General features: G+C 68.0%; 18 protein-coding genes and 1 tRNA gene. 12 read left to right on the forward strand and 7 right to left on the reverse strand.

Going from position 1 to position 19864, the window contains the following annotated elements:
• Positions 1-68: 68 nt before the first annotated feature.
• Positions 69-1334 (reverse strand): diaminobutyrate--2-oxoglutarate transaminase, encoded by a 1266-nt coding sequence (gene ectB, locus ABZ319_RS13050; protein ID WP_354986581.1) that lies wholly within the window; start codon positions 1332-1334, stop codon positions 69-71.
• Between the two features lie 249 nt (positions 1335-1583).
• On the opposite strand from ectB, the gene ABZ319_RS13055 reads away from it, so the two are divergent.
• Genes ABZ319_RS13055 through ABZ319_RS13065 form a run of 3 tightly spaced genes read left to right on the forward strand, consistent with a single transcriptional unit; the run spans position 1584 to position 4175 of the window.
• Positions 1584-2387 carry an ABC-2 family transporter protein gene (locus ABZ319_RS13055; RefSeq protein WP_354986582.1) on the forward strand — a complete coding sequence of 268 codons (804 nt, stop codon included), beginning with the start codon at positions 1584-1586 and terminating at the stop codon, positions 2385-2387.
• On the forward strand, positions 2380-3195 hold the full coding sequence (locus tag ABZ319_RS13060) for an ABC-2 family transporter protein (RefSeq protein WP_354986583.1): 816 nt from the start codon (positions 2380-2382) through the stop codon (positions 3193-3195). The genes ABZ319_RS13055 and ABZ319_RS13060 overlap by 8 nt, the downstream gene beginning before the upstream one ends.
• Positions 3192-4175 (forward strand): ATP-binding cassette domain-containing protein, encoded by a 984-nt coding sequence (locus tag ABZ319_RS13065; protein ID WP_354986584.1) that lies wholly within the window; start codon positions 3192-3194, stop codon positions 4173-4175. The genes ABZ319_RS13060 and ABZ319_RS13065 overlap by 4 nt, the downstream gene beginning before the upstream one ends.
• A 381-nt stretch (positions 4176-4556) precedes the next feature.
• Here the strand turns inward: ABZ319_RS13065 and ABZ319_RS13070 are convergent, their stop codons facing one another.
• Positions 4557-4877, reverse strand: a complete 321-nt coding sequence (locus tag ABZ319_RS13070; protein ID WP_354986585.1) for a hypothetical protein — start codon at positions 4875-4877, stop codon at positions 4557-4559.
• A gap of 451 nt (positions 4878-5328) precedes the next feature.
• On the opposite strand from ABZ319_RS13070, the gene ABZ319_RS13075 reads away from it, so the two are divergent.
• Positions 5329-5955 (forward strand): DUF4254 domain-containing protein, encoded by a 627-nt coding sequence (locus ABZ319_RS13075; RefSeq protein ID WP_354986586.1) that lies wholly within the window; start codon positions 5329-5331, stop codon positions 5953-5955.
• 81 nt (positions 5956-6036) lie between these two features.
• Here ABZ319_RS13075 and ABZ319_RS13080 read toward each other — a convergent pair whose 3' ends face one another.
• From ABZ319_RS13080 to ABZ319_RS13090, 3 genes are read right to left on the reverse strand one after another with little or no spacing between them, the layout of a single operon-like run.
• Positions 6037-6399, reverse strand: coding sequence for a hypothetical protein (locus ABZ319_RS13080; protein ID WP_354986587.1), 363 nt, complete (start codon positions 6397-6399; stop codon positions 6037-6039).
• Complete coding sequence (locus tag ABZ319_RS13085; protein WP_354986588.1) at positions 6400-7548, reverse strand: acyl-CoA desaturase; 1149 nt, start codon at positions 7546-7548, stop codon at positions 6400-6402.
• Between the two features lie 48 nt (positions 7549-7596).
• Positions 7597-8658 (reverse strand): ferredoxin reductase, encoded by a 1062-nt coding sequence (locus tag ABZ319_RS13090; protein ID WP_354986589.1) that lies wholly within the window; start codon positions 8656-8658, stop codon positions 7597-7599.
• A 221-nt stretch (positions 8659-8879) separates the two neighbouring features.
• On the opposite strand from ABZ319_RS13090, the gene ABZ319_RS13095 reads away from it, so the two are divergent.
• Positions 8880-9488, forward strand: coding sequence for a TetR family transcriptional regulator (locus tag ABZ319_RS13095; protein ID WP_354986590.1), 609 nt, complete (start codon positions 8880-8882; stop codon positions 9486-9488).
• A 69-nt stretch (positions 9489-9557) separates the two neighbouring features.
• Here the strand turns inward: ABZ319_RS13095 and ABZ319_RS13100 are convergent, their stop codons facing one another.
• Entirely contained in the window at positions 9558-10958 is a 1401-nt protein-coding gene (locus ABZ319_RS13100) for an MFS transporter (protein WP_354986591.1), read from the reverse strand.
• Between the two features lie 107 nt (positions 10959-11065).
• On the opposite strand from ABZ319_RS13100, the gene ABZ319_RS13105 reads away from it, so the two are divergent.
• From ABZ319_RS13105 to lysA, 5 genes are all read left to right on the forward strand, one after another.
• Positions 11066-11644, forward strand: a complete 579-nt coding sequence (locus tag ABZ319_RS13105; RefSeq protein ID WP_354986592.1) for a PadR family transcriptional regulator — start codon at positions 11066-11068, stop codon at positions 11642-11644.
• Positions 11641-13668: an NADPH-dependent 2,4-dienoyl-CoA reductase gene (locus ABZ319_RS13110; protein ID WP_354986593.1), complete on the forward strand. Its 2028-nt coding sequence runs from the start codon at positions 11641-11643 to the stop codon at positions 13666-13668. The genes ABZ319_RS13105 and ABZ319_RS13110 overlap by 4 nt, the downstream gene beginning before the upstream one ends.
• The gene (locus tag ABZ319_RS13115) at positions 13668-14339 is read left to right on the forward strand and encodes a hypothetical protein (protein WP_354986594.1); all 672 of its coding nucleotides are present in this window, start codon (positions 13668-13670) and stop codon (positions 14337-14339) included. The genes ABZ319_RS13110 and ABZ319_RS13115 overlap by 1 nt, the downstream gene beginning before the upstream one ends.
• 284 nt (positions 14340-14623) lie before the next feature.
• Complete coding sequence (gene cmrA / locus ABZ319_RS13120; protein WP_354986595.1) at positions 14624-15418, forward strand: mycolate reductase; 795 nt, start codon at positions 14624-14626, stop codon at positions 15416-15418.
• 227 nt (positions 15419-15645) lie between these two features.
• Positions 15646-16986: a diaminopimelate decarboxylase gene (lysA, locus tag ABZ319_RS13125; protein ID WP_354986596.1), complete on the forward strand. Its 1341-nt coding sequence runs from the start codon at positions 15646-15648 to the stop codon at positions 16984-16986.
• A 149-nt stretch (positions 16987-17135) separates the two neighbouring features.
• Here lysA and ABZ319_RS13130 read toward each other — a convergent pair whose 3' ends face one another.
• Positions 17136-18875, reverse strand: coding sequence for a helicase HerA-like domain-containing protein (locus ABZ319_RS13130; RefSeq protein ID WP_354986597.1), 1740 nt, complete (start codon positions 18873-18875; stop codon positions 17136-17138).
• A gap of 179 nt (positions 18876-19054) precedes the next feature.
• Between ABZ319_RS13130 and orn the strand changes: the two genes are divergently transcribed.
• Both orn and ABZ319_RS13140 read left to right on the forward strand, forming a co-directional pair.
• Positions 19055-19687 carry an oligoribonuclease gene (gene orn, locus ABZ319_RS13135; RefSeq protein ID WP_354986598.1) on the forward strand — a complete coding sequence of 211 codons (633 nt, stop codon included), beginning with the start codon at positions 19055-19057 and terminating at the stop codon, positions 19685-19687.
• Positions 19688-19741: 54 nt separating this feature from the next.
• A tRNA-His gene (locus ABZ319_RS13140) sits at positions 19742-19814 on the forward strand.
• The last annotated feature ends 50 nt before the right edge of the window (positions 19815-19864 follow it).

The following is a 19864-nucleotide window of genomic DNA, read 5'->3' on the forward strand; positions in this document are numbered from 1 at the left end:
CGCCGACGTTCGTGGTGCCCTCGCGGGCACGATCGGGGTGAGCGCTGACGCGCTCGGCGGACGGCGCGCTAGTGCGCGCCGCGGACGATCTCCACCGCCTGGCTCAGCAGGCCGAGGCCGTGCGAGAGCTCCTGTTCGGTGGTGGTCAGCGGCGGCAGCAGCTTCACCACTTCCTCACAGGGACCGGAGGTTTCGACCAGCAGCCCGAGTTCGAAGGCGATCCGGCTGACCTTGGCGGCCTCGGAGGCGTCGTTCTCGAAGACCAGGCCGTGCACCAGCCCGCGGCCCCGGGTGGAGATCCCCTGGAACTCGGCGGCCAGATCGCTCAGGTGCCGGCGGATCAGTTCGCCCTTGGCCAGGGTCGCGGTCTCGAGGGCGTTGTCGGACCAGTAGTGCCGCAGCGCGACCTCGCCGGTGACGAACGCCGCGTTGTTGCCGCGGAACGTGCCGTTGTGCTCGCCGGGCGCCCAGACGTCCAGGTCGGAGCGCATGAGCACCAGCGCCATCGGAAGACCGTACCCGCCGATGGACTTGGACAGGGCGACGATGTCGGGGGTGATGCCCGCTTCTTCGAAGGAGAAGAAGGGCCCGGTGCGCCCGCAGCCCATCTGCACGTCGTCGACGATGAGCAGAATGCCACGCGCGGAGCACAGTTCGGCCAGGTGCCGCAACCATTCGGCGCGGGCCACGTTGACCCCGCCCTCGGCCTGAATGGTCTCCACGATCACCGCGGCGGGCTTGTCCACGCCCGAGGACGTGTCGTCCAGGACTTTGCGCATCCACGAAAGATCATCGCCCGCAGCGTGATAGCCGTCGTAGGGCATGGGGGTCGAGTGCACCAGCGGGACACCCGCGGCCGCCCGCTTGGCCGCGTTGCCGGTGACCGACAGCGCACCCAGGGTCATGCCGTGGAAAGCGTTGGTGAAGTTCAGGACCGTGGTGCGGCCGGTGATCTTGCGAGCCAGCTTGAGCGAGGCCTCCACGGCGTTCGCACCGGTGGGCCCGGGGAACTGCACCTTGTAGTCCAGGCCGCGCGGGGCGAGCACCACGTCGCGGATCGTCTCCAGCAGTCGGCGTTTGGCCGAGGTGGCCATGTCCAGGCTGTGGGTGACCCCGTCGCGCATGAGGTACTCGATGAGCGCGGCCTTGAGAACGGGGTTGTTGTGCCCGTAGTTGAGCGCACCCGCCCCCGCGAAGAAGTCCAGGTACTCCCTGCCGCTCTCGTCGGTGATCCAGCTGCCGCGCGCGGTGTCGAACACCGTCGGCCAGGACCGACAATAGCCGCGCACATTGGATTCGAGCGTCTCGAAAACGGTCGTCTCGGCAATGGTCATCGGTGGGTCCTAGCGTCGCAGCAAAGTGAAACGAGATTGTTTCTATCACTGCGGGACGCGGAGTGCGAAGGTTTTCGGCGAATCCACCGGCGGGCTCCCAGCCGCTGGGATGAGTGACCTGGGTCTCGTGGGAGCCGCGGCGAGCATAACGCCGCGAACCTTCGGTGACCACCCCTATTCCACATTTTTCGGACAGATGGCCGTATTCGGCTGGCGCACACCCCCGCCCACTTGTAGTGTCAACCTCTTGTGCATGCGGAGGCGGGGGTCTACTGGAAGCTGGTGAAAGCCGGATTCCGCAGGCAGTCGCACTATCGGCTGGCCATGGCCGCCGGGCTCGTCACCAATGTCGTGTTCGGTTTCGTCCGCGCCGCCGTGCTCTCGGCCGCGGTCGCCGCCAACAACGGATTCGGCGGCTACGACCACGGAACCATCGGCGCCTACACCTGGCTGTCGCAGGGCCTGCTGGGCGCCATCGCTTTCTGGACCCTGCCCGATATCGTCGAACGCATCCGCACCGGTGACATCGCCATCGACTTCCTGCGCCCCATCGACATCCAATTCGCCCACCTCGCGGAGTATCTCGGCCGGGCGCTGTGCACGCTCATCCCGCGCGCGGCGCCCAGCGTCGCCATCGGCGCACTCACCTTCGGACTCGCCCTGCCCGCCACCCCCGGCCCCTACCTGCTGGGCGCGGTCAGCCTGCTGCTGGCCATCACCATCTCGTTCCTGTCCATGTTCGCGGTCTGCCTCGGCGGATTCTGGCTGGTGGAGACGCGCGGCCTGCGGGCGCTGCACATGATCTGCGGAACCTTCCTGGCCGGGCTCTTCGCGCCCGTCCACGTGTTCCCAGGCTGGTTGCAGACCATCGCCTACGCCACCCCGTTCCCATCCATGCTGCAGTCGCCCATCGACGTCATCTCCGGTCGCACCGTCGGCGCCGGCGCGCTGTACATCGTTGCGGTACAGCTGTTCTGGCTGGTGACACTCATCGCGCTTGGACAGGTGCTGCTGCGCGGGGGCCGCCGGAAGCTGGAGGTGCAGGGTGGCTGAGACCCGGCCCTCGCGCTTCGCGCCCTACCGAGCGGTGCTGGCCTCGCGCATCCGCGCACAGCGGGCCTACCCGATGTCCTTCGCCACCGACGTCGCGGCGGCCTTCCTGATCGGGCTGCTCGAATTCGCGGAGATGTGGGTCATCTTCAGCAATGTGCCGCAGCTGGGCGGCCTGGACCTGAACGCCATGCTGCTGCTGTTCGGGCTCAGCAACACCGCTTTCGCGCTGGCGGACATGATCGTGGGGCACGCCGACACACTGCCCACCTACATTCGCATGGGCACCCTGGACGCCTTCTATCTGCGCCCGCAGCCGCTGCTGCTGCAACTGGTGACCAGCGATATCGCCCTGCGCCGCATAGCCCGCATCGCGGTGGCCGCCACGGTGCTCGGATTCGGCATCGCCCGCAACGACATCGATTGGAGCGCGGCGCATCTGGCGCTGTTCGCGATCACACTCGTCTCGGGCGTGGCCATCTTCGCCGGATTGTTCGTCTGCGCGGCCGGGGTGCAGTTCTATCTCATCGACGGCGCGGAGCTCACCAGCGCCTTCACCTACGGCGGCTCCTACGCCTCGATGCAGCCGGCGTCGGTGTTCCCGACCCCGATGAAACTCGTCTTCGGATTTCTCGTCCCGGTCGCCTTCACCTCCTATCTGCCCGCGATAGCGCTGCTCGAAATACCCGGGCCCGCACTGCTGCCCGCGTGGCTGGCATGGAGTTCACCGGTGGCGGCACTCTGGGTGTGGGTGCTGGCGCTGACCGCGTGGCGGCTGGGCACACGGCACTATCAGGGAGGCGGGGGATGAGCGACGCGATCATCGAGACCACGGGACTGACCCGGACATTCGTGCTGCGCCGCAAGGACGGCGGGCGACGGCGCAAACGCGAAGTGCTCACGGCCGTGGCCGATATGACCTTCCGCGTGGAACCCGGTGCGGCCGTGGGCTACATCGGCGCGAACGGGGCGGGAAAGTCGACCACGATCAAGATGCTCACCGGCATCCTGGTGCCCACCGCGGGCCGGTTGCGCACCTGCGGACTCGATCCGGTGCGCCGCCGCCGGGAACTGGCCGGGCGCATCGGGGTGGTGTTCGGGCAGCGTTCGCAGCTGTGGTGGGATCTGCCACTGCGCGAATCGTTCTCGATCCTGGCGGCCATCCATCGCCTGGAACCGCGCGCGGCGGCCGCCCGCACCGGCGAACTGGTGGACCAGTTGGAGATGGGCAGCACGCTGGACACCCCGGTGCGCCAGCTCTCGCTCGGTCAGCGCATGCGCGCCGAGGTCGCCGCGGCGCTGCTGCACTCCCCCGAGCTGGTGATCCTGGACGAGCCGACCATCGGCCTGGATGTGCTGTCCAAACAGCGATTACGCGAGTTCCTGCGCCACGAGCGCACCCAGCGGGGCACCACGCTGCTGCTGACGACCCACGACATGGGCGACATCGAGCGACTCTGCGAACGGGTCCTGGTGGTGGATCACGGCAGCCTGGTCTACGACGGATCGCTGACCGGGCTGGCCGCCACGGTGGGCGCGCGCCGGGTGCTGACGGTCGATCTGGCCGAGCCGACCGCCGATCTCACCGACCTGCCGGGCGCGAAGCTGCTGGACAGCGCGGGCGAGGGGATGCGGCAGCGGCTGGCGTTCGACACCGAGAACACCACGGCCGCACAGCTGCTCGCCGCGGTGTCGGCCCGCGCACAGGTGCGGGACCTGTCCATCGAGGAGCCCGACATCGAGGACGTGGTGCGGCGCATCTACGAAGCCGCGCCCCGCGCACTGCACTGAGGGGCGCGGCGGCACGGACACCGAGCGCGCCGGTACGGACACCGAGCGGCGCGCCGGCATGGACACCGAAAACGCCCCGGATGCTGATCGCATCCGGGGCGTGTACCCGAAAACCCTTCGCGGGATTAGGATTTAGCCGAAGGAACCGGTGAAGAGGGTGTTGAGGATTCCGCTCAGGGCGGCCGAGCCGGTGCTGAACAGGCCGTTGAGCGCGGCGGAACCAGTGTCGATGATGACCGGGATCATTTTTCAACCTCTCTGTTGATCACACCGCCGGTCGGGCTTTCCAACCGGCGACGTGACCCACCCTGCCGACCGAGCCTTACAGCGCCCTGGCCAGTAGCTGAGAGATTGCTGAGTTGGCGTGTGTCGCCAGCCACACTACTGCGGGGCCGGCGGGTCGGCCGCGTACAGGCTGACTTCGCCGTCCTCGCCCAGAAATGCGTTGACCAGCATCGTTCCACTCGAGCGCAGCGCATCGGGGTCGGGCGCGGCGGTGGTGACCGAAATCTGGGGCACCGCAGCCCAGTTGACGACGTACCGCTCGGGCGGGCCGTTGTCGTCCGAGAGGTGCGCCAGGCGGAATACCGACACCCTGCGGCGAACGATGAGGTTGCGCACGACTTCGGCGATTCGCTCCGGGTCTTCCAGCGCGAACATGAAACCGAACCGCAATTCGGGTGACGACGCATAGGCGGGCACGAATACCCAGGCTAATCGAGTGCGCGGCGCGGCGCGTCCGGCGCGCCGGAGGAATAGCTGTTCATAAGCCTCAGTAATCGCCTCGCGCGGCGGCCCCGGAGAACGGCACGGCCATGACATGCGCCGACCGGCAGCGCGCAGGTGTCGATCCGCCACCGAACGCAGCGCCCACGTGACCGAGTTGTAATGCTGTATAACGATTCTCCGGCAGCTTGGACGATCTAGCGCCGGATGGTTGCGCCCGTCCGACTATCGCGCTTTCCTGAATATGTCCCGTATTTCCCGGACAGTCTCCCCATCGCATCGTCGCGAAATTCCCGGTTTTTTTCCGTGCCGTTTGTGGTGGGCTGTGCATCCCGGGGTACGGGTCTGCGCCGGAGCCGAGGGGAGCCCCTCCCCGAATCCCCCTCGGCCCTGGCGCATCCAGACACAACGCTGAGGGTGGGAAACCATGGCAACCGACTACACCGGAGCGGGGTTCGGGGCCGAGCTCCCATCGCCATCAATGCTGCTGCGCGCCTTCCGGGAACCCATCACCGATCCACCCAACGGCTCACCGCACTCGCGAAGCCGCGACCACGAAGTCTTGGAAACCGCCCACGAGCTGGCGCTGTGCCATGAGCGCCGGCATCGAGCGCACGCCGCCGCACACGATACGGACACCGCGGCCGAGGTCGCCGAGCACAGCCGCCTGCTCGAAGCCATCGACGAGCGCAGGCTGCTGCTGGTGAACCGGATCAACGATTGGGTGGCGGCCAACATCCCGCACCGCTCCGGCGCCTCGCTGCACACCGAGACCCTGGGCGCGGTCATCGATCGAATGGCCTCGAAATGGGTTGCGGCGCAACAGGCCCTGGGAGTTCCAGTGCCGGATGCGCCGCGATCGAAGAGCACCGACGGGCGGATGCGACGACGCACCGGCCCGCACCTGGGCGAGGGTCGCAACGGCGACGCCGCCCGGCACGCCGTGGACAGCGAGGCCCACCTGCAGTGGTATCGCCTCGCCGAACTCGCCGACGGTTACAAGGATCTGATCACCGAGGTGGCGCAGCATCGGCGCAGACTGCCGGTCTGGTGACGACCGTTCGGCAATCTCACCGCGCCGCAACCACTTTCGGCCGGTAGCGCCCGGGGTCTCACTCCCGGGCGCACCCGAATCTCAGGAATTGCGGTGTTCGACGACCTCGGCGTCGATGAACTCCGACTTGGCCGAGTCCGCCTGTGGCGCAGTACCTTCGGCTACCCGGCTGTCCCCCGCGTAACCGGCCGGATCCGCGTCGTAGGCCGGATCGACATCGTCGAACTCCGCATCGGCGGCCGCCGCACGCTGCGCGGCGGCGTCCTGCGCGGCCACGGCCGCGGCCTCGCGCATCTCGATCGCGTCGGTGATCCAGTCACCGATCTCCTTGGTCACCTCGGCGACCGTTCCGGTGATGATCGATGCGATATTGCCGACGTGCCGTGCTCCGGACGACGTCAATTCCTGGATGAGATCCTTGTTGCTTTCGAATTTCCCGATCATTTACACGCCCACTTCGCTAGCCTGCCCCCGGCGCATCACGATAACACCGCTGGACTGCGATTTCCCAGCCAGCACCGGCGGCAGCGCGAGCTTGAAGATCTTCGCCCAGACCGAGCCGATCTGCTTGCTGAAGGACCCCGTGTTGTACGGCAGACCGTGCTTCTCGCACAGCGCCTTCACCTCGGGGGCGATCTCCGGGTACCGGTTCGCGGGCAGGTCCGGGAACAGGTGGTGCTCGATCTGGTGCGAGAGGTTGCCGCTCATGATGTGAAACAGCCGGCCGCCGTCGATATTGGCCGAGCCCAGCATCTGGCGCACGTACCACTCGCCCTGGGTCTCGTTCTCGGTCTGTTCCTGGGTGAACGTCTGTACGCCGGACGGGAAGTGCCCGCAGAAGATGATGGAGAACGTCCACAGGTTGCGCACGATGTTGGCGGTGAAGTTACCGGCCAGGGTGGACAGGAACAGCGGTCCGGTCAGCGCCGGGAAGACCACGTAGTCCTTGAGGACCTGCCGGCCGGCCTTGCGCATCTGGCCCTTGACCAGGGCTTTGATATCGGTCCACTTGCGCTTGCCCTGCACGATGTTCTCGACCTCGAGGTCGTGGCCCATGACGCCCCACTCGAAGGCGAGCATGAGGAAGAACGCGTAGACCGGGTTGCCCAGGTACAGCGGGTTCCACTTCTGCTGCTCGTCGATGCGCAGGATGCCGTAGCCGATGTCCCGGTCCATGCCGTGGATGTTGGTGTACGTGTGGTGCATGTAGTTGTGCGAGTGCCGCCACTGGTCGGCCGGGCACACGGTGTCCCACTCGAACACGCGCGAGTTCAGGCCGGGCTCACGCATCCAGTCGTACTGACCGTGCATGACGTTGTGGCCGATCTCCATGTTGTCGAGGATCTTCGACACCGACAGCGAGGCCACGCCGGCCAGCCAGAACGGGGGCAGGAAGCCCAGGTACATCAGGCCGCGCCCGGCGATCTCGAAGCCGCGCTGCGCCTTGATGATCGAGTAGATGTACTCGCGGTCGCGCTCGCCGAGATCGGCGACGATCCGGGCGCGAATCTCGTCGAGCTCGCGGCCGATGTCCTCGACCTGCTCGGGGCTCAGCACGAGGGGGCCGTCGGGGGTTTCGGTGAGAATTGCCATGATCTGTCTCCTTGCTGGTGCAGATAGCAATGGGTCTGAAAGCAGTTGTCAGATGGCGATTTCGACGTCGCCGACCGCGGCGCTGACGCAGAGCTGGATGGGCTGATCCGGATCCGAGTCGACCTCGCCGGTGCGCAGGTTGCGCGTGCAGCCGCTGACCTTGATCGAGGTGCAGGAGAAACAGATCCCCATGCGGCAGCCGTATTCCGGGGTGAGCCCGGCGGATTCGGCCTGCTCCAGCAGGCTGGCGCCGGTATTGGCCGTGGTCTTGCCACTGCCGGAGAAGACGGTCTCGCCGTCGACGTCGGCCGGGTCGGCCGGTGCCGCGGTGAGGGTGAACTCCTCCGAATGCAGTCTGTCGGTGAGCTGTTCGGCCTCGTAGACGGTGCGGACCGCCTTCATGAGACCGGGCGGGCCGCACAGGTAGGTCTGCGCCGTCGCGAACCAGGGTGCGAGCCGCTCGAGCTCGTCGTACCCGAAGTTGGGGTCCTGCCCCAATTCAGGGTAGCGCATCTCGACCTGAATATTGTTGTGCTGCATGGCGATCGCTTCGAGTTCGGTGCGATGCGGCACCCATTCGGGCGAACGGTTGTAATGCAGGAACAGCACCCGGCCGCGGTACCCCTCGTTGGCCAGGGTGCGCAGCATGGACAGCGCCGGGGTGATGCCGCTGCCGCCGCTGAGCAGAATCAGCCGATCCGGCCGCTGCTCGGGCAGCGCGAAAACGCCCATGGCCGGTGAGAGATCGACGACCATCCCCGGAATCGCGTTCTCGTGCAGGTAGTTCGACACCAGCCCCTGCGGGTGCGCCTTGATGGTGAGCTCGATGTGACGGTCCCGGCGGTTCGCGGCATTGACCGGCGAATAGCAGCGGGTGTGGCGGATGCCGTCGATGACGACGCCGATCTGCACGTACTGCCCCGCCTCGTGCCCGGACCACTTGCGATTGGGGCGCAGCGTGAGCGTCACCGAGCCGACCGCGCTCCGTCGCACGTGCGTGATCTCGGCGCGCAGGTCGCGCAGCGTCAGGGTGGGGCGGACCAGCTCCAGGTAGCGGTCCAGCGGGTGCGGACTGGTCAGTGTCTGCACGAGGTCGATGAGTCCAACCATGCGGGCCTCCTGTCGCATCACCGGGGGCTTGCCGGCGATGCCTCGCATTCATTCGATGAGCACCGGATCGGGAGTCTCGTTCACACTCTCTCAATTTCGGTGTACATCTGTACACTCAGCTAGTCTGCCGGGTAGAGGCCGTCCAGTTCAACCGGCAGTTCATGTGACGCGCACGACATCTGAGCAAGGGGACGAATGTGAACGAATGTATGCTCATCGACGTGAGCGAGCAGGCAGCAACCAGAGTCGAGCGCAAGGAGCGCACCCGTTCCGCGCTACTCGAGGGCACCCTCGCGCTCGCGGCCGAACGCGGTTTCGCGGCGCTGAGCCTGCGTGAGATCGCCCGCTCGGCCGGCATCGTCCCGACCGCGTTCTACCGGCATTTCGCCTCACTCGAGGAACTCGGCACCTCGCTCGTCGAGGAGGGCGTGCGCCAGCTGCGCCTCGCGCTGCGCGAGACCCGGCGGACCCCCGACGCCGGACTGGCCGCCCCCGTCCGCTTCGTCTTCCAGCAAGTCGACGACAAACGCGATCTGTGGGGTTTCCTCATTCGCGAGCGGCACGGCGGTTCGGCGCCCCTGCGCGGCGCCATCGCGGTCGAGATGCAGCTCATCGTCCGAGAGCTGGTGGTCGACCTGTCCCGGGTGCGCGCACTGGACGCCTGGTCCCCCGATGACCTGGAGCTCGCCGCGGATCTCATCGTCTCCACGGTCGCGGATCGCATCGCCGATTACGTGGTGGCCGAGGCCCGCGAACGGCCCCGCATCGCCGAGCGCGCGGTGTTGCAGGTGCGGCTCATCGCGCTCGGCATGGCGTCCTGGCGGACATAGGGCTCTTTCGACGCGCCCGTGCGCGTCAACCCCGATGGACGCCGGTCCGCCCGGACCCGAACCGGAGCATCAGCGGTTCTTCAGGCCCGAATCCCGCACCGGCAGCAGCGCGATCAGGCCCGCGATCAGCACCAGGACCAGGCCGATGATGCCGAAGCGCTCGGAATCGGTCACCCAGACGAACAGGCCGAACATGGTGGGCGCCAGGAACGAGACGGCGCGGCCGGTCGTCGTGTAGAGACCGAACAGCTGGCCTTCGCGGCCGGGCGGCGCCAGCCGTGCCAGGAACGACCGCGAAGAAGCCTGGGCGGGACCGACGAAACCGGCCAGCGCCAGGCCGAACACCCAGAACAGCGCCGGGCCCGACACCGCGAGCAGCGCCAGACCGCACACGATCATGGCGGCCAGCGACACCACGATCACCGGCTTGGGACCGACACGGTCGTCGTAGCGCCCGGTGGCCAGCGCCCCGATGGCGGCAACGACATTCGCGGCGATGCCGAACAGCAGCACATCCGAATCGGAGAAGCCGTAGACGCGCACCGCCAGCACCGCGCCGAAGGTGAACACGCCCGCCAGACCGTCGCGGAACACGGCGCTGGCGATGAGGAACCACACCGTGCGCCGATCGGTCACCCACAGTTCGCAGATATCGCGCCACAGCACCCGGTACGAAGCTCCGATGGCGCGCAGCCAGCGCAGTGGCCCGCGACTCCGGGCCCCGGTCGCGCCGTCGAGCGCCGAGACCCGAACGGCCGCACCCGGATCCGCGTCCGTACGCGGCACCTCGGGCACCCGGAAGAACAGCGGCAGCGCGAACACCGTGAACCACACCGCGGCCAGCAGCACCACGAGGCGAATATTGAGCCCGCCCTCGGTCGTGATGCCGAGCACGCCGCGGGTGTCCCCGTCACCGGCGATGAAGCCGACGTAGCAGATCAGCAGCAGTGCGATGCCACCGAAATAGCCCATGGCCCAGCCGAATCCGGAGATCCGGCCGACGGTCGCGGGGGTGGACACCTGGCGCAGCATCGCGTTGTACGGAACGCCGGCCAGCTCGAAGGTCACCGTGCCCAGCGCCAGCAGCACCAGGCCCAGCCACAGGTAGTGGTAGTCGTCGCGCACGAAGAACATCGCGGCCATGAGCACCACGGTCAGCGCGGTGAGCACCCCGAGGGAGAACTTGCGCCGCGCGGCGGCGTCGAACCACTGCCCGCTGATCGGGGCCGTCACCGCGACCAGCAGACCGCCCGCGCCGAGCGCCCAGCCCAGCCAGGCACTGGCCGACACGCCGCCGGGCAGGTTCTCGCCCACCTTGTCGGTGAGATAGACCGAGAACACGAAGGTCAGGATGAGCGCCTGGAAGGCAGCCGATCCCCAGTCCCAGAGTCCCCACGCCAGCACCGGACCGCGTCCGGTGGCCTGGCCGATCGCCTCGTCGCCCGGGACCCGTCCGGATGCTTGCGCCATGGGCGCAGACTAGGCGACCACGGCCCCGTCGTCGTGCCGAATCGCGCCACGAAAGTTCACTATGCACTCAATTGCATAGTACGTACCGTCTCAGTTACCCTCGTCGCATGGCCCTCGAACACGCGCTGCTGGTATCGCTGACCGAACGCGCCAGCTCGGGCTACGACCTCGCGCGGCGCTTCGACAAATCCATCGGCTTCTTCTGGAACGCCACCCACCAGCAGATCTATCGCGTCCTCAAGCGTATGGAGGAGCAGGGCTGGGTGAGCGCCGAAGCCGTGGCGCAGGAGGGCCGCCCCGACAAGAAGGTGTACACCGTCAGCGACGCGGGCCGCGCCGAACTCACCCGCTGGATCGCCGAACCCAGCGACACCGGCCCGATGCGCAACGAACTCGGCGTGAAACTGCGCGCGGCCGCGCTGGCCGATGTTCCGGCCCTGATCGCCGAATGGCGGCGCCATCGCGATCAGCACGCCCAGCGGCTGGACATCTACCGCACCTTCGAGAAGACCGACTACCCCGACCCGGAACAGCTCTCCGGGCGAAAACTGCACCAGTACCTGGTTCTGCGCGGGGGAATTCGCGTCGAACAGGGATTCGTCGACTGGTGTGACGAAGTACTCGACGCCCTCGAACGCGACTCAGCCCGGTCGCAGGCGTCCGACCCGAAAGGCACTCCGCGATGAGCGCTTACCCGCATCTGTTCGAACCCCTGGACCTGGGATTCACGACGCTGCGCAATCGCGTGGTCATGGGTTCCATGCACACCGGTCTCGAGGATCGGGCCTGGCACACCAACCGGCTCGCGGCGTACTTCGCCGAACGCGCCAAAGGCGGTGTGGGCCTCATCATCACCGGCGGTTACGCCCCCAATCGCACCGGCTGGCTGATGCCGTTCGGCGCGAAGCTGACCAACAAGACCGAGGCCTACCGGCATCGCGCCATCACCAAGGCGGTGCACACCGAGGGCGGCAAGATCGCGCTGCAGATCCTGCACGCGGGGCGCTATTCCTATATGCCCGGCAGTGTTTCGGCCTCGGCCATCAAGGCGCCGATCAATCCCTTGAAGCCGCGCGCACTCTCGGGCAAGGGCGTCGAGCAGACCATCGACGACTACGCGCGCTGCGCCTACCTGGCCAAGTTCGCCGGATACGACGGCGTCGAGATCATGGGCGGCGAAGGCTATTTCATCAACCAGTTCCTGGCGCCGCGCACCAACAAGCGCAAGGACAAGTGGGGCGGCAGCTCGGAGAACCGCCGCCGCATCGCCGGGGAGATCGTGCGCCGGGTGCGCAAGGCCGTCGGCCCCGACTTCATCATCGTGTTCCGCCTGTCCATGGCCGACTTCGTCGAGAACGGGCAGACCTGGGACGAGATCGAGGCCGTGGCAAAGGATGTGGAGGCCGCCGGGGCCACCATCATCAACACCGACATCGGCTGGCACGAGGCCCGCGTCCCGACCATCGTGACCTCGGTGCCGCGCGGAGCGTTCGTGAAGTGGACCGCGAAGGTCAAGGACGTGGTGAGCATCCCGGTGTGCGCCTCGAACCGCATCAACATGCCCGAGACCGCCGAGGAGATCCTCACCCGCGGCGACTCGGACCTGGTGTCGCTGGCCCGGCCGCTGCTGGCCGACCCGGAATGGGCGCGCAAGGCCCAGGAGGCGCGCGACGACGAGATCAACACCTGCATCGCCTGCAACCAGGCCTGCCTGGATCACGCCTTCCAGATGAAAACCGTGTCCTGCCTGCTGAATCCGCGCGCGGGGCACGAGACCGAACTCGTGCTGCTGCCGACCCGGCGCACCCGCAGGTTCGCGGTCGTCGGCGCGGGCCCGGCCGGCCTGTCCACCGCGGTGAGCCTGGCCCAGCGCGGACACCGGGTCGACCTGTTCGAAGCCGACGACAAGATCGGCGGGCAGTTCGACATCGCGCGGCGCATCCCGGGCAAGGAAGAGTTCAACGAGACCATCCGCTACTTCACGCGCCAGCTCGAAATCACCGGTGTCAGTGTGCATCTGAACACCCGGGTGGACGCGGCGCGGCTCATCGCGGGCGGCTACGACGAGATCGTGCTCGCCACCGGCGTCAAGCCGCGCATCCCGAGCATCCCGGGCGTCGATCACCCCAAGGTGCTCACCTACGCCGAACTGGTGCGCGAGGGCAAGCCGGTCGGCAAGAAGGTCGCGGTCATCGGGGCGGGCGGCATCGGCTTCGACGTGAGTGAATTCCTCACCATCGAAGGACATCCCAGCCTCAAGCTGGACGAGTGGGAAGAGGAGTGGGGCGTGTCCGACGATCCGGACGCGCGCGGCTTCCTCACCGCGCCCAAGCCCTCCCCCGCCGCACGCGAGGTGGTGCTGTTGCAGCGCAAGGCTTCCTCGTTCGGCAAGGATCTGGGCAAGACCAGCGGCTGGGTGCACCGGGCCGCGGTCAAGGCCAAGGGCGTGGAGCAGATCGGCGGCGTGAACTACGAGCGCATCGACGATCGCGGCCTGCACATCAGCTACGGCGAGAAGCGCGAACGCCCGACCGTGATCGAGTGCGACAACGTGATCCTGTGCGCCGGACAGGAATCCGTGCGCGACCTGGAAGCGCCGTTGCGGGAGGCGGGCGTGAAGTTCCACCTGATCGGCGGCGCCGACCTGGCCTCGGAACTCGATGCCAAACGCGCGATCAACCAGGGCACCCGCCTGGCGGCAGCGCTGTAATGCCGAACCTCACCCGCCTGGGCCTGCCCGGAACCGAGCAGGCCTGGGCGGCACTGGGTTTCACCGTCACCGACGGAGCGTTCCGCGTCGGGCAGGTCACCTGCGTCCTGGGCGAAGCCGCCTGGGGTTTCGACGAAACCCACGCCGCCCCGGACACTCTCGGTGTGCCGCACCTCGGCGCTGCCGATTCCCGCGCCGATCGGCAGCCGCGTCCGGCTCCCGGCGGCACGCCGCCCGACCATCCCGGCCCGGGCGCGAGCGGCAATGCCGCACCCGATCCGGTCGCGACCGCGCACCCGAACGGCGTCACCATCATCGACCACGTCGTGTACTGGGCGCCGGAGATGGATGCCGCCGTCGCCGATCTCTCAGCGGTACTGGGCATTCCGCCCCGCCGCCGCTTCTTCCCGCGCGGCCCGGAAGGTCCCGAGATGGCCTTCTACCGCGTCGGCGAACCCTTCATCGAAGCCGTGGCCTCCGGCCTGCCCGCCGCCCTGGTTGGCGTCGCGTTCCTGACCCCGGACCTCGATTCCGCGGTTGCGGCTGTGCGCGCCGCGGGCGGCCCCATCGGCGATCCGAAACCCGCCGTGCAGGGCGGCCGGATCGCGGGCGTCTGGCGCGGCCACGTGAACTGGGGCGTCGCCTTCATGGAACCCAAACCCCGGCCCTGATCCTCACAACTCGCACGGTTGCCGCCCGGTCCCAGCGGCCGGGCGCGCCTCGGGTCACCGGAAGGTCCGGGTGCGGCTGCTCCCCACGGCTGGGCGCGCGCTGCGTTCATCGACTGCTCGGGTGCGGCCGTAGCCCACGGCCGGGCGCGCTGCGACGTCACCGGACTGTCCGGGTCGGCTCGTGCCCGCAGCGGTGCGAGGATGGACCGCCTACCGCGCACGGGGTGAATTCGCTTCGCACTCGCTCTCCGCGCGCGGGGTATCTATGGGTAGGCTTCGCCCTCGTGAGCTTGCCTGCGCCTACCGCTGAAAATCGTGCCGTCGTCACCGGGTCCTCGTCCGGGATCGGGGTCGCCCTCGCCGAGGAGCTCGCCTCGCGCGGGTACTCGCTGATTCTCGTGGCCCGGCGGGAGGAGCTGCTGACCGCGCTGGCGGAGAAGCTGACCAAGAAGTACGGGATCGTCGCCGAGGTCCGGGCGGTGGACCTGTCCAACCGCGAGCAGCGCGCGCCGCTGGCCAAGGAGCTGGCGAGCCGCGACATCGCCATCCTGTGCAACAACGCGGGCGTGGCGACCTTCGGCCCGCTGGCCAAGCTGGACCTGGACTACGAGCGCGACATCATGGAGCTCAACGCCGTCGCCGTGCAGGACCTGACCCTCGCGGTGCTGCCGAACATGATCGAGCGGCGCAGCGGCGGCATCCTGGTCACCGGGTCGGCGGCGGGCAACATGCCGATCCCGAACAACGCCACCTACGCCGCGTCCAAGGCGTTCACCAACACCTTCGCCGAATCGCTGCGCGGGGAGATGAAGGAACACGGCGTGCACGTCACGCTGCTGGCCCCCGGCCCGGTGCGCACCGACAACCCGGATCAGAACGAGGTCGGCAGCAAGATCCCCGAGTTCATCTGGGTCACCGCCGCACACACCGCCAAGATCACCATCGACGCCCTGGCCCGCAACAAGATGCGCGTGGTCCCGGGCCTGATCAGCAAGGGCATGAGCCTGGCCGGCCAGTTCGGCCCCCGCTCGATCACGTCTGTTGTCGCGGGCGCCGCCTACAAGAAGCTCGGCGGCTGACCCACCCCGCACGACTTCCACGGCCCGATCCGCAGGCGCTGAGCCCGCTGGATCGGGCCGTTTCATGTCCGGCGAACCTCTCGCCGGTTGTCCGCCGACCGGTTTCCGTCAAGATCGGCCGCGCACTCGTAAAGGCCGCGTAGTCGGGTCCCCCGCGCGGCCCGCACCGGCGTAGTCCTGGAGTCAGGCCCCGCCCACCGAACGACGGGGACGACACAGGAGACACCGTGACGCTGCTCGACATCTTCCCGTCGCTGCGGTCGGGAGGCATGCTGCCCCGCCTGGATCCGGCGGTGTGGCCGCGCGAAACGCACTACGACCCGGACGGCCGCATCACCGTCGGCGGGGTGGCCCTGGCGGACATCGCCGATCAGTACGGCACCCCCACCTATGTGCTCGACGAGGGCGAGGTGCGCGAACGCTGCCGCGCCTATCGCCGGGCCTTCCCGGACGCCGAGATCATCTACGCCGGCAAGGCGCTGCTCACCCGCACGGTCGCGGAATGGATAGGCGATGAGGGCCTATCCCTGGACGTGTGCTCGGCGGGCGAACTCACCACCGCGCTGTCCTCCTGGACCGATCCGCGCCGAATCATCCTGCACGGCAACGGCAAACCCTTCGCCGAACTCGAGACCGCCGTCAACTGCGGCGTGGGCCGCATCGTGATCGACTCGCTCACCGAGATTCCACTGCTGGCCGCGCTGGCCACCCGCCCGCAGCAGGTGTTGCTGCGCATCTCCCCCGACATCGACGTGCACGGGCACCCGGCGGTCCGCACCGGTGTCACCGATCAGAAGTTCGGCTTCCCCATCGGCAGCGATCTGGTCGCCGAAGCGGTGGAACGCATTGTGCGCCAGTTCAATCTGGATCTGATCGGCCTGCACTGCCATATCGGCTCGCAGATCTACGACCCCTTCCACTACGGCGAGGCCGTGCGCCGGATGATCGGCGAAATGGCGCGCATCCAAGCGGCTTTCGGCATCACACTGGGCGATCTCGATCTCGGCGGCGGGCACGCGGTCGCGTACCGCAGCGGGGACGCCGAGATGAATCTGGCCGAGCTGGCCGACATCATCGACGACGGCCTGGACGCGGCCTGCGCCCGGCACGGCTTCCCGCGCCCGAAGATCGCGCTGGAGCCGGGCCGCGCGATCGTCGCCCGCGCCGGGGTGACGCTCTACCACGTGCTGTCGATCAAGCACATCGAGGGCCGCACCTTCGTGACGGTGGACGGCGGCATGAGCGACAACCCCCGCGTCGCGCTGTACGGGGCGCACTACGAGGCCGTGGTGGCGAACCGGCATCCCACCGGCCCGCAGATGACCGCGACCATCGCGGGCCGCTACTGCGAGGCCGGGGACATCCTCGCCACCGACATCCGCCTGCCCGCGGATCTGCGCCCGGGCGAGGTGCTGGCCGTGCCGTGCACCGGCGCGTACCACCACAGCCTGGCCTCCAGCTACAACGGCGTCGGCCGACCGCCCATCGTCGCCGTCAACGACGGGCAGAGCCGGGAACTGGTGCGCCGGGAGACCATCGCGGATCTGCTCGCCCGCGACGTGGGGTGAGCGGGTCGGCCGGAGCGCTGACACGGGCCGCGCCCGTGCGACAGCGCATCCCGAATCGGTTGCGGCACAGTCCGATCGCCGCCGCAACCGACTCCCGGCCGGTCAGCGCTCGCGGCACCGAGAATTCAGTGCTCGCGGGTGCCGAAGATTCAGCGTTTGCGGGTGCCGAAGATGCTGCGACTGATCTCGCGGCCCGCGACCGTGCTCGCCGAGCGCAGAAAGCTCTTGAACGCGGAGTTGTTCAGAATCTTCTCGGCCACGGACTCGTCGACCGGTTCGGCCTTGGCCCGGCCGCGCGCAGGGGGCGCTTCCGGAGCCGCTGCGGCGGCCGCGGCCAGCTTCTCGGTCAGGATCTCGTAGGCCGATTCGCGGTCGATGGTCTGCCCGTACTTGCCGTACAGCGTGGACTGCTGTGCGCGGGAACGGATTCCGTTGTCGCCGATCGTGTCCATGAGCGAGCGCGGCGGCTGCATGCGCGCCCACGCCACCGGGGTCGGCGCGCCCTTCTCCGAGAGCACGGTCACCACGGCCTCACCGATTCCCAAGGAGGTGAGCGCCTTTTCGAGATCGTAGACGGCGGTCTTGGGGTAGGTGCGCACCGTCTTGGACAGCGCCGCCTGGTCCTCGGGGGTGAAGGCCCGCAACGCGTGCTGGATGCGGGCGCCCAGTTGCGAGAGCACCGGATTCGGGATATCGGTGGGCAGCTGGGTGCAGAAGAAGACGCCGACACCCTTGGAGCGGATGAGCTTGACCGTCTGCTCCACCTGCTGCAGGAACGCCTTGGACGCCCCGGTGAACAGCAGATGCGCCTCGTCGAAGATGAAGACCAGCTTCGGTTTGTCCATGTCGCCGATTTCCGGCAGCGTCTGGAACAGGTCGGCCAGCACCCACATGAGGAAGGTCGAGAACATCTGCGGGCGCGCGGCCTGGGCGCCGAGTTCGAACAGGGTGATGACGCCCTGCCCGCCGGCCACCCGCAGCAGGTCGGCCGGATCCAGTTCGGGTTCACCGAAGAACGTGTCGCCGCCGTCGGCCTCGAGATTCACCAGCGCGCGCAGGATGACGCCGGCCGTGGTCGCCGAGACGCCGCCGATGCCCTTGAGTTCTTCCTTGCCCTCGGGACTGGTCAGGAACTGGATGACCGCGCGCAGATCCTTCAGATCCAGCAGCGCGAAGCCGTTCTGATCGGACCAGTGGAAGATCAGCCCGAGGGTGGATTCCTGGGTTTCGTTGAGCCCCAGCACCTTCGACAGCAGAATCGGGCCGAACGAGGTGATGGTGGCGCGGATCGGCACCCCGATGCCCTCGGTGCCGAGGGAGACGAATTCGCACGGGTAGCCCGTCGGCTTCCAGTCCGGATCACCGGTTTCCTGTGCGCGCGTGCGGATCTTGTCGTTCTCCTGGCCCGGCTGCGCCAGACCCGACAGGTCCCCTTTGATGTCGGCCACCACCACCGGCACCCCGGCCGCGGACAGCTGTTCGGCGATGCCCTGCACGGTCTTGGTCTTACCGGTGCCGGTCGCGCCGGCGATGAGGCCGTGGCGGTTCATGGTTTTCATGGGGATGCGCACGCGCGCGTCGGGGTGGACCGCCCCGTTGACGATGACCGTGCCGAGCTCGAGGGCCAGGCCCTCGAAGGCGTAGCCCGCCGCGATGGTCTGCGCGGCGGCGGTGTCGGCGTCGACGGCGCTGTCGGCGGCTTCGGCCGCCTTGCTCGCGTCCGGTTTCGCCTCGGCCTGCGCCGGCGCCGCGGCGGCATTGTCGGCGGCCTCCTGGGCCGCGGCCTCCTGTTCGGCGGCGTCGGCCGCCTTCGCCGCTTCGGCAGCGAGCCGCGCCGCGTCCTCGGCGGCCTTTCGTGCCGCCGCTGCCTTCTCCTGCGGGGTGGTCATCGCGCTTCCCTCCGTCTGCTCTGCCAACTGCGACTGCTCTGAAGAACTGCCCAACCAACATGCCGACCGCCTGGTTCTCGCGGCTCGCTGGCAAAGATAATGCCCGGTCGCGCGGCAAGAGTGGGCCGACGCGGCCGGGCGCGGGGGTCGGCGACGGCGAAACGACTACCCTTTCCCAGGTGTCAGACAAAGTGGTGTGGATAGATTGCGAGATGACCGGCCTACGCCTGGACAGCGACAAGCTGATCGAGGTCGCCGCACTCGTGACCGACAGTGACCTCAATATCCTCGGCGAGGGTGTGGACATCGTGATCCACGCCGACGACGCTGCGCTCGCGGCCATGCCGCCGGTGGTGGTGGAGATGCACGCGCGTTCCGGGCTCACCGAAGAGGTCCGCCGCTCCACGGTCACCCTGGCCGAGGCCGAGCAGCAGATCATGGACTACATCAAGCAGTACGTCCCCACCCCGCGCACCGTGCCGCTGGCGGGCAATTCCATTGCCACCGACCGCGGTTTCCTGGCCCGCGACATGCCGATCCTGGACGCGCACCTGCACTACCGGATGATCGATGTCAGCTCGATCAAGGAGCTGACCCGCCGCTGGTACCCCCGCATCTACTTCGGCCAGCCGGAGAAGGGCCTGGCCCACCGCGCGCTTGCCGACATCCAGGAATCCATCAAGGAACTCCGGTACTACCGCCGCACCGCGTTCGTCCCCGCTCCCGGCCCGTCGACCGCCGAGATCGCCGCCGTCGCCGCCGAGCTGAACGACCGGAAACAGACCGAAAATACCGCCCAACCAGCCGATTAGGTACTCGGCGCCGGATCGCGCTACGATCTATCGCGCCGGAAACAACCGGCAATGGTGACCGTAGTTCAGTTGGTAGAGCACCAGGTTGTGATCCTGGCTGTCGCGGGTTCGAGTCCCGTCGGTCACCCGAAGCGAAGGCCCCGATACACAGGATAGGGGGCTTAGCTGTTATCCGGA

It is taken from the genome of Nocardia sp. NPDC005978, assembly GCF_040614455.1.
Taxonomy (GTDB): Bacteria; Actinomycetota; Actinomycetes; order Mycobacteriales; family Mycobacteriaceae; genus Nocardia.